This window comes from Prochlorococcus sp. MIT 0701, from assembly GCF_000760295.1.
In the GTDB taxonomy this organism is placed as follows: domain Bacteria; phylum Cyanobacteriota; class Cyanobacteriia; order PCC-6307; family Cyanobiaceae; genus Prochlorococcus.
Genome location: NZ_JNBA01000033.1, coordinates 17,982 through 27,835 on the forward strand (window position 1 = coordinate 17,982; position 9,854 = coordinate 27,835).

The 9,854-nt window shown below is 52.8% G+C and carries 9 protein-coding genes and 1 pseudogene; 7 read left to right on the top strand and 3 right to left on the bottom strand.

What is annotated here, in order from left to right:
* Positions 1-19 precede the first annotated feature (19 nt).
* Positions 20-724, top strand: coding sequence for a signal peptidase I (gene lepB, locus EV12_RS08860; RefSeq protein WP_036914670.1), 705 nt, complete (start codon positions 20-22; stop codon positions 722-724).
* Here lepB and EV12_RS08865 read toward each other — a convergent pair.
* Both EV12_RS08865 and EV12_RS08870 read right to left on the bottom strand, forming a co-directional pair.
* Positions 714-1,970 (bottom strand): dihydroorotase, encoded by a 1,257-nt coding sequence (locus EV12_RS08865; RefSeq protein ID WP_036914687.1) that lies wholly within the window; start codon positions 1,968-1,970, stop codon positions 714-716. The two genes, lepB and EV12_RS08865, sit on opposite strands and share 11 nt — an antisense overlap.
* A 4-nt stretch (positions 1,971-1,974) precedes the next feature.
* Positions 1,975-3,306, bottom strand: coding sequence for a histidine phosphatase family protein (locus EV12_RS08870; RefSeq protein ID WP_036914672.1), 1,332 nt, complete (start codon positions 3,304-3,306; stop codon positions 1,975-1,977).
* A 12-nt stretch (positions 3,307-3,318) separates the two neighbouring features.
* Between EV12_RS08870 and EV12_RS14845 the strand changes: the two genes are divergently transcribed.
* The 6 genes from EV12_RS14845 (at position 3,319) to EV12_RS08895 (ending at position 9,419) form a co-directional block, all read left to right on the top strand.
* Complete coding sequence (locus EV12_RS14845) at positions 3,319-3,447, top strand: hypothetical protein (RefSeq protein ID WP_255327650.1); 129 nt, start codon at positions 3,319-3,321, stop codon at positions 3,445-3,447.
* 10 nt (positions 3,448-3,457) lie between these two features.
* The gene (locus EV12_RS08875) at positions 3,458-4,849 is read left to right on the top strand and encodes a CPBP family intramembrane glutamic endopeptidase (protein WP_241466575.1); all 1,392 of its coding nucleotides are present in this window, start codon (positions 3,458-3,460) and stop codon (positions 4,847-4,849) included.
* Positions 4,850-4,942: 93 nt separating this feature from the next.
* The gene (locus EV12_RS08880; protein ID WP_036914674.1) at positions 4,943-5,410 is read left to right on the top strand and encodes a hypothetical protein; all 468 of its coding nucleotides are present in this window, start codon (positions 4,943-4,945) and stop codon (positions 5,408-5,410) included.
* Positions 5,410-7,218 carry a peptidoglycan D,D-transpeptidase FtsI family protein gene (locus EV12_RS08885; RefSeq protein WP_036914676.1) on the top strand — a complete coding sequence of 603 codons (1,809 nt, stop codon included), beginning with the start codon at positions 5,410-5,412 and terminating at the stop codon, positions 7,216-7,218. Before EV12_RS08880 ends, EV12_RS08885 begins: the two co-directional genes overlap by 1 nt.
* Positions 7,219-7,310: 92 nt before the next feature.
* The gene (locus tag EV12_RS08890) at positions 7,311-8,483 is read left to right on the top strand and encodes a transaldolase (protein ID WP_036914678.1); all 1,173 of its coding nucleotides are present in this window, start codon (positions 7,311-7,313) and stop codon (positions 8,481-8,483) included.
* 270 nt (positions 8,484-8,753) lie between these two features.
* Positions 8,754-9,419, top strand: coding sequence for an SDR family oxidoreductase (locus EV12_RS08895; RefSeq protein ID WP_036914680.1), 666 nt, complete (start codon positions 8,754-8,756; stop codon positions 9,417-9,419).
* A gap of 169 nt (positions 9,420-9,588) precedes the next feature.
* On the opposite strand, the pseudogene EV12_RS08900 reads toward EV12_RS08895, so the two are convergent.
* A pseudogene (locus tag EV12_RS08900) lies at positions 9,589-9,854 on the bottom strand (dehydrogenase); the annotation flags it as partial.

A 9,854-nucleotide genomic window follows, 5' to 3' on the forward strand; every position in this document is an offset into this window, starting at 1 on the left:
AATTCATAACAGGGCTGAGTTGTCTGACGCGCAGCAGCAGGACCATCCCACAAACGATAAGGCCTCTGCTCCCCAGGGAGCATCAACCTCTAACCCTCATCCATTTTGGGATTTCTGGGGACCAGTCTTCTTCACTTTGGGTCTGTTTTTCGGCATTCGTTATTACGTCGCTGAGGCGAGATACATTCCCTCTGAATCGATGATCCCAGGGCTGCAAGTCCAGGATCGTTTGCTGGTTGAGAAAGTCAGCCTTCGCAGTCGATCTCCACGTCGTGGGGAGATCGTGGTGTTTAACACGCCTTATTCCTTTAATTCTGCGTTGAATTTGAAGAGTGGTCAGATGTCCCTTCCTTGCTTTGTGGTGAACCTTCCTTTTATGAACTGGATGGGACTAACCAATTCCAGTTGTGATGCTTGGATTAAGCGTGTTGTCGCCGTGGGTGGAGACCAGGTTTCTGTGAATCCCAGGGGAGAAGTGAGCGTGAATGGACAGAGGCTGAAGGAGCCCTATGTAACCCAGTATTGCCCTGTGAACGACAGGGGAATGGGACGTTGCAATTCCCTGATCGCGACAGTTCCCAGCGATCATGTCTTGGTGTTGGGAGATAACCGAAGCAATAGCACTGATGGACGAATTTGGGGATTTCTGCCTGAGGAAGAGATCCTCGGGCGTGCTTTATGGCGTTTTTGGCCTTTTGATCGTTTCGGCTCACTCATTCCCTGAGTCCACATGCCACGACACGGCCTTGCAGTTGGCAGCCCTGCCAGGGTTGATTAGCGGCTTTGGGGGCATGATCACTATGCCGATCTTGAATCCAGAGCTGATCTGGGTCGAACATCAGCCAGCGTCGGCTGCCAACGGTCAAGCGTTCCTCCGGCAGGTTGAGCATTTTTGACGGCCCAAAACTCAGAGCATGCCAAAGCTGCTCTACAGACCAACCAGCTTTGACCACAAGCTCTTGCCAAAGCGAAGGCAGCACGAGTTGATGGCCTGCTAGGCCAGGCTCAAGCTGATTTGGAGGCAGTTGGGTATCTTCCTCATCAAGGGGTATGGCATGGACAGCCACGGCCGTGAGGGTGCCATTGGCGAGGGCCTTGATCAAGGCTGCTCGATCCCGAGGACTACCAAGAGATGGGATGACCCTCCATCCGAGTTCTGTGGGATCAAGTTTGCTTTGGTCAGTGACCAGATGCCACCAGCACACGCTGGCCATAGGCCGGGAGGGACAGGACCCCAAGATGGCTACTCCAGGGGCAGTGGCCAGGTTCATCAGTCTTAGGGAACGTTCAGGGTGCTGCCGATGAAGTTCGAGAAGTTGTCCCAGGGGGAGGGTTTCGCTGGCAAAGGGGTCAGGTGCCCAGCCCGCTCGTAGTGTTTCAACGCCTTCGCGCACCATCCCGCCACCTTGAATTTTTTCATCTCTGGGGGCGATTAACACTGGGGCTGATCCCATTTCGCCTAGCACCAGCCCCCGTTGTAGGAGAGCGATCGGCACGATTAGATCGTCGTTTGCCAGTCCTACGGCACCGTGTTGCAGTAAATCTGCGTGGGGGGATAGTTCGCTGCCTGCACCATCTCTGCTAAAGCTGCCCCATAAATGAATGTCGACATCGCTATTTGGATTTAAAAATCCCTGCAATCTTTCGGGACGATCACGCCAGGAGGAACTGCGGGGTAGCAGAGCTAGTTGGCCATAACCTGCAGCAGCAGCAGCATGTCTCAGGCTTGCAAGGGTTTCGCAATGACCACTGATTGGAGCTTCAAGGATGGAATGGGGGTCTACAAGACAGGGGGCGAGTAGTTGTTGGCTGGCTGATTTGGGGGGCAGTCCGAGCTGTTGAGCCTGTTTACGTGCCTTCGCTCCAAAGGCGATCAGATGGCTGTCTCTGATCAGCACCGCATCTTCAACGACAGGTTGATCCGACCCGTGCAGGATCCTTATGGGGTCTAGAAGTTGTGCCTCGGGCATCACGTTAGAGCGCCCCAGCAGCTGTGCGATCGAGCACACCACCAAGGTGAGAGGTGAGGTTGAGGGAGGTCACCACTGCAGGTTGGCCGGGATCTGTAGCGATGTCGACCACCGTGACACCTCCATTCCCTTGTTTGACTGCCCAGATATCAGCCGGGGTCATTCCGAGTAGATGGCAGAGAATCGTTTTGTTGACAGCGTCATGAGCCACCACGAGCGCTGTTGCTTCTGGAGCCAGGCTGTTGGCGATCTTGTTCCAGCAGGCCACGGAACGCTCCCATACATCCTGGATGGTTTCGCCTTCGGGCATCTGCACCGTCTGCGGAGCTTGTTTCCAGGCATCCAGCAGTTCAGGCCAGCCGGCTTCAATGTCTGATTCCAGCTTCCCTTCCCAAAGGCCATGGCCGATTTCCACCAGCCCCTGGGTGACTTCGAGTTGGACATCTGGATGGTGCTTGAGGATGGCTTCCGCCGTTTGTCTTGGCCTGGTCATCGAACTGCTGTAGGCCTGATCGATCAACACATCGCTTAGGAATGCTCCGGCGGCGGCGGCTTGCGCGAAGCCATTTTTATTCAGCGGGATGTCGATTTGGCCTTGGAACCGGCCTTGTTGGTTCCAGTCGGTTTCACCATGGCGCACAAGGATCAGTCTCGGACCCTTTCCTTTGCTGGGTAGTTGCTGATGCAAGTGAACGGTGCTGTTTAGGCATTCGATTTGTGCTTGATGGGATTGCTCTGAGAGGGGTATCAGGTTGAACACCGAGAGGGAGGCGTTATCGAGGCGCAGTCGTCGCAAGCCTTGGTCTGGCTCACCAAGTAGAACAAGGATTAAGCAGCGCAGGATGCAATTGTGCGAAACCACCAGAACTGTTTCGTCACCCTCAAGTGGGTGACGTTGAATGAGTTTGCGTAGGAATTCACGAGCCTGTTCCATCAGCTCGCCAATGGGTTTATAGGGATTGCCGTCTTCTCGCTTTAGAACCAATTCCTGTGGTTGTTGCTTCCAGGTGCGATAGGCATCTGGGAACGTGCTCTTTACCTCATCGCTGCAGAGACCACTCCATGGAGCCAGGTCGATTTCCAGTAGCCCATCATCGAAGTAAGGCCTGAGATCACTGCCTTTGCTTGCTAATAGGTTTGTTGTCGTGGATGCGGCACGCTTCAGAGGGGAGCTGTAAACAGCATTGATTTGGATTTCTTTCAGGGCTTGTCCAGTTTGACGGGCCTGTTCTTGGCCTTCCGAGGTGAGCGTGGAAAGATCACTGCGACCCTGAATCCGTCGCTCGCGGTTGAAGCTGCTCAGACCATGACGGACGAGGAGAAGACGCAGGGGCACCGGCAAAGATGTTTGGACGCGGCCATCGTATGGGGCCCCCTGCCAGCGCAGTATGGGATGGTCTTCGGCGATGCCCTTGAGGGCGTGTTGAACAGCTGCCAGCGCGCTGTGCTGCGGCCAGCGAGAATCAGCTTCAATTGATACCTGGTCGTTGAGCTTTTATCCCCTGTTCAGCCTGATCAGGCGATACACCCGTGAGCCGCTTTGGAAAGTCGGACTGGCTTTTCTATCACTGATGTTCGCAGTTTTGATTTGGTTTGTGGGGTTGCAAGACAGCCTCAGCAGGCCGTCAGTGACCCCATCCATCTCCATGCAGCAACAGGAGATGGCTTTGCTTGCTGATCAGGCCGTCCCTGCAGCCATTAGGCCTCTGCTGGTGGGTGAAGATCCAACATTGGCTTTGCAAGAAGCTCTAGGTGAGATCCCTCTCAGTCAGATGAATGACCGCCAGAGGCTGCTGCTCGCCGGACTCCAATCTTCAGGGGCAGAACGTCGTGAGCTCCTGGCTTCTTCAGTGCAGTCACCGTCACTGATTCCTCTACAGCAGGCGCTGCTGGCCAGTAGGGAAGAAGGGGGGCTTTCACTTGCTGATCGTGAGGCGCTTGGATCATTAAGCGGGGACCCTTTGCTTCAGCAGGTTGGTTGCTTTGCTCTTGGCGGGGATAGCGATGACTGCGTGAATCCGCGTGTCGCATCGAGCATGGCTTTGAGGCTGGTCTTGAGCGTGGTGTTACCAGCGGCGGCTCTGCTTGCCGGTAGTGGGCTTTTGTTGCGTCATCTTTGGATGTTGTTCCGCAAGTCCGTTGCTCCCTGGCCACCGCTTCAGGCCTTACCACTTTCCTTAACGGACATGGTGCTCCTGATTGCCTGTGGATTTGTGGTCTTGGGTGAGGTGATTGCTCCCGGTTTCGTGGCTCCGCTGAGTGCCTTGATGACTAGGGGGATGGTCAGCCCCTTGAGCAAAGCGGTGACAGTGGTGATTGGCTATGGAGCTTTGGCACTACCGCCATTGTTGATTTTGCGTCAGCAGCTGCGCAGTCTGAAGGCAACTGATCGGCCCGTTGATGGATGGTTGCAGTGGCGTCTGCAGCCTTGGGGTTCAGCGTTGCTGCAGGCAGGTCGAGGCTGGTTGATGGTGATGCCGTTGGTTCTACTGACTGGATGGCTGATGGGATTGCTGTTGGGGGATCAAGGGGGAAGTAACCCCTTATTGGAACTGGTACTGCGCAGCAAGGATCCATTGGCCTTGATGTTGCTAGCCACCACCGCTGTCATTCTGGCGCCTCTATTTGAGGAGTTGGTTTTTCGTGGTGCGCTTCTGCCTGTATTGGCGAAATCTTTTGGTCCGCTATGGGGTGTGTTAACCAGCGCGTTGGTGTTTGGTGTGGCTCACCTGAGTGTTGGTGAATTACCTCCGCTGTTTGTGTTGGGCTTGGGACTCGGTCTATTAAGGCTTAGTTCAGGTCGTCTTTTGCCTTGCGTGCTGATGCATTCCCTCTGGAATGGGGTTACTTTCATCAATCTTTTGCTGCTTGGTGGATAACTGAACTCTTCAATCAGCATGTGCTTATCAGCGAATTAGCCTTGCGGAGGCCTATTGAGGGTGGTTCACTGATTTATTACAGTGTCTTGTTCGGTGGTCGCCGCACTCCAACAGCGTTCGGTAACGGCTAACCGTGGTGTTTCGCGGGCACGTTCTGTTCGCACACTTGAGCTGATTCAGGGATCCTTGTCTTCAAGGAAGGTGGCTCGCCAGTCGCCTGTCCTTGCAGGACTGCATCGGGCTGCTGATGGTGCATTGATCGGTGTTTTGGTTGCTGCGGCATTGATGTCCGCTCTCACACTTCATTGGCAGCATCGTTGGACCATTGCTTTCAACCGGCTGGAGACCACTCGCTCATTGGCTCATCGTCTTACGGATTCAACCGCGATGATTGAGCGTCACTTGTTGGTTGAAACCAGATTGCCTCAGTCGATGGTTCCTACAAAGGTTGCCAACCTTCTTTACCTCGAACGCTCTACTAATCCGTCTGGTGTTGTTGATTCTGGAGAGTCGCAACTGCTTAGCCAATTGATGGGCCAACCCATTAATCACGGCTACTGATGCCTGCCTCAACGGCTCGTCGCTCACGAAGCTCCAGGAGGCGTGCCCAGGGCGTGATTGCGTTGGAATCAGTTCCTGCTCATCGGATGCGATGGGTGTTTGCCATCCTCTGCTTTGGGCTGGTTGGACTTGTGGGCCGGATGGCTTGGCTGCAGGTTCTGCAAGCACCGGAACTTGAAGCCCGTGCAAGGGCTTTGCAGACCCAGCGAACCCAACCGATTGGGACACGGCGTTCAATTGTGGACCGCAATGGACGGCTGGTGGCTCTCGATGAGGAACGCTTTCGGGTTTGGGCTCATCCTCGTTATTTTAATTTCCCCGGGGATGATCCCGGTTTGATTCGTAAGCCACTGGATGTTGCTCGCAAGCTCTCCGGGGTGTTGGCGATTCCTGTTGCCGAATTGGTGCAGCGATTTGGTGACCGTCCTTCTGGTGTCAAGCTTGCTGAAGGATTGGATCAGGACATCGTCAATGAAATCCGCAACCTTGGTATCAGTGGTTTAGATCTTGAGGCTTATCCACAGCGGCTTTATCCGCAGGGCTCTCTGTTTGCCAACGTGGTGGGCTTTCTTAATTTGGATCGCGTCCCACAGGCGGGATTGGAACAAAGTCGTCACGAGGATTTGTTGCGTCATGAACAGGTTCGCAGCCTGCGCCGAGGAGCGGATGGCACCCCCCTTCCTGACGACCTGGCTCCGGGAGTGTTTTATGGCGATCATCTAAGCCTGCAGCTCACTTTGGATGCTCGTTTGCAGGAGCTGGCGGGGCAGGCACTTGTGGCCCAGGTCAAAGAGTGGAAGGCCAAGAAGGGAGTGGCCATCGTGATTGATGTCACCAATGGAGAGTTGCTGGCGCTGGCGTCCACACCCACATATGACCCGAACAAGTATTGGCAATATTCGCCCTCTCTCTTTCGCGAGTGGTCCGTTCAGGACCTTTATGAACCTGGTTCTACCTTCAAGCCGATCAACCTTGCCCTTGCTCTTCAGGAAGGTGTGATTCAGCCAGGGGGAATGGTGAACGACAACGGATCACTGAAGATCGGTGGATGGCCTATTTCCAACCATGACCGTCAAAGCCATGGCGTGATCGATTACGCCACGGTGCTGCAAGTTTCTAGCAACGTCGGCATGGTGAAGATCATGCGTCAGCTCAAACCCTCGCTTTACTGGGATTGGTTGCGACGGCTAGGACTTGATGTCAAGCCCGATACCGATCTGCCGGGGGCTATTGCAGGTCAGTTAAAGACGAAGGAGCAGTTCGTGTCTCAGCCAATTGAGCCGGCCACGGCGGCATTTGGACAGGGACTGTCGCTCACGCCACTGAAGCTGGCTCAGTTGCATGCCTTGATTGCCAATGGTGGCCGCCTGGTGAGTCCCCACATCACCAGGGGATTGCGGGCGGGAGAAGCGTTGGCTCCACGCGCCGCCGCAACATCTGGACATCAGCTACTGCGCCCAGATGTCACCAGGATTGTGCGGGACTGGATGGAATCGGTTGTAGAGAAAGGGAGTGGGAAAGGGGCGAAAACACCTGGTTATCGCATTGGTGGCAAGACCGGCACTGCTCAGAAAGCACTGAATGGGGTCTATTTGTCAGGAGCAAAGATTTGCAGCTTTGTTGCCCATCTGCCGGTTGATAATCCTCGCTATGTGGTGGTGGTCGTCGTGGATGAACCCCAGGGGGGCAATGCTTATGGGTCCACGGTGGCGGTGCCTGTGGCGAAGCAGATCATTGATGCTTTGCTGGTGCTTGAAAAAATTCCACCTAGCACTGAGCAGACTCATTCTCAGCCGGCCAAAGGCTAAGTCTTGGCAAAGCTTCGATGGTGAGTTCTGAACCTGGGCTGTCAGCAAAAAAAACGCCGCTAGCTTAAAGATCTTGCGAGACGTTCTGCTTTATGGCCACACTCCTTGAGCAGCTTTCCACCATGACCGTGGTCGTGGCGGATACCGGTGATTTGGACGCCATTAGAAAGTTCACCCCCAGGGATGCCACGACCAACCCTTCATTGATCCTTGCGGCGGCTCAGATTCCTGCTTATCAGAGTTTGATCGATGAGGCTCTTCATTCCTCCCGTCAGTTATTGGGCAACTCTGCAGCTGTGGAGGAGGTGGTCCATGAGGCTCTCGATGAGATTTGTGTAATTTTTGGAAAGGAAATTCTCAAGATTGTTCCTGGCCGTGTTTCTACGGAAGTGGATGCTCGCCTCAGTTTCAATACTGAAGCCACAATCGCTAAGGCTCACAAACTGATTGGCCTATATAACGACGCTGGCATTACTAATGATCGCGTTTTGATCAAGATAGCTTCTACTTGGGAGGGTATAAAAGCAGCTGAGGTTTTGGAGAAGGATGGAATTCATTGCAACTTAACTCTGCTATTTGGCTTTTCTCAGGCTGTCGCTTGTGCAGAAGCAGGAGTCACTTTAATCTCTCCTTTTGTTGGGCGAATCCTTGATTGGTACAAAGCATCTACTGGTCGGGATTCTTATGCAGGTCCAGAAGATCCTGGTGTGATCTCGGTGACCAAGATCTTTAATTACTTCAAAACCTATGATTACAAGACTGAGATCATGGGTGCGAGTTTCCGCAATCTTGACGAAATTATTGAATTGGCTGGATGTGATTTGTTGACCATCTCACCAAAGCTTTTGGATCAGCTGCGTAGTACAGAGGCTCCGCTGATGCGTAAGTTGGATGCGGCCAATCCTGTTGCTGCAGAGTCTCAGATCAATGTCGATAAGGAGAGCTTTGAGTCAATGATGAGGGCTGATCGCATGGCTTTTGAGAAGTTGGATGAAGGGATTGGCGGCTTTAGCAAGGCGATTGAAACTCTTGAGGCTCAGTTGGCGCATCGATTGGCTGTTTTGGAGGGAGGTGCTGCCTTCTGCCATGTTGTTCAGGAGATTTTTATGCTCAATGATCTCGATGGTGATGGTTGTATTACTAGAGAAGAATGGCTCGGTAGTGATGCGGTATTTGACGCTTTAGATCATGATCATGATGGTCGACTTCTCCAGGAAGACGTTCGTTCCGGGCTGGGTGCTGCGTTGGCACTAACAACCGCTTGAAGTCTTGCTTAATAAGTTAATAAGGGGATGAGTGTTTATCATCATTCCTTATAGCGTTGAAAAATATCTTACTTTGCCTGAGTTGAATAGGGAGAGAGTCTTTTTCTGCCATCTAGAAAGGACTAATACTCTGATCGAAAGATCGGCATCGTTTGATCAGAGCATGAGAGAGATCAGGGTTGACAATCCATCCAATCCAACTGGCATGCGTGCAAAGATCCCCTCTCGCTATAAAGTTATTTTCTAAATAGGCTTCTGCTTTCTCTGCTCTTGGCGACCTATCTGATCACAGGAACGAATCGCGGCATTGGCTATGAATATTGTCGTCAGCTTCAGGCTCGTGGTGACGTGGTTGTGGCTGCATGCCGTAAGCCTTCGCAGCAATTGGAAGGCTTAGGCGTGCGTATTGAGGCCGGGGTCGAGATCACTTCAGATGGATCGATTGCGCGCTTGAAGCAACGGCTTCGCAGCTTGCCGATCGATGTGCTTATCCACAATGCCGGCATTTTGGAAAGCACGACTTTGAAAAATTTTGATCCCGAGAGCCTTCGTCGTCAGTTCGAGGTCAACGCCATTGGGCCATTACGTGTCACACATGCTCTTATGGATCATCTGCTTCCTGGCGCAAAAGTCATTTTGATGACTAGCCGAATGGGCTCGATCGATGACAACAGTTCCGGGGGGTCTTATGGCTACAGGATGTCGAAGGTGGCTTTGTGTATGGCAGGAAAGTCATTAGCCATCGACCTTAAATCTCAAGGCATTGCCGTGGCGCTTCTTCATCCAGGGCTTGTGCGTACCCGCATGACAGGATTCACTGATCAAGGCATCACTCCAGAAGAATCGGTTGATGGCTTGTTGGCCCGTATTGACAATCTCAATTTGGAAAACTCAGGCACTTTTTGGCATGCCAATGGGGAGATTCTTCCTTGGTAATAATTGGTTTGGTGAAGAAGTGATTGACGTTGCATTTGGCTTGTCAGTTTTCGTACTTTGTAATCACTCGAGAGCGCTTCACTGCTCACATTGAAATTTATTTTGTATTAGAAATACTTGAATGCTAGTTATCGAACTTCGTTCGGCAACTCGTTATTCTTTTAGGTAATTAACACTGCAATAGCAACCTTTTAATTACACGCTGGGCAATGTCGCCATATCCCATCTCTCCAGAAAGGATCTGAGCAATCCGTTGTGGAGCTGTTGGCCTTTTGATCCCAAGCTGATATCCCACCTTGGGGAATCGATAAAACACCTGGGCAATCCTCTTGCCCCAGGCCATGGAGTCTCCCCAACGTTGTCGCATGGTTTGGCTGTAATCAGCCAGGTTGTTGGTATCACCGTTCAACCAATGATTAAGGCAGCGGGCTGCTT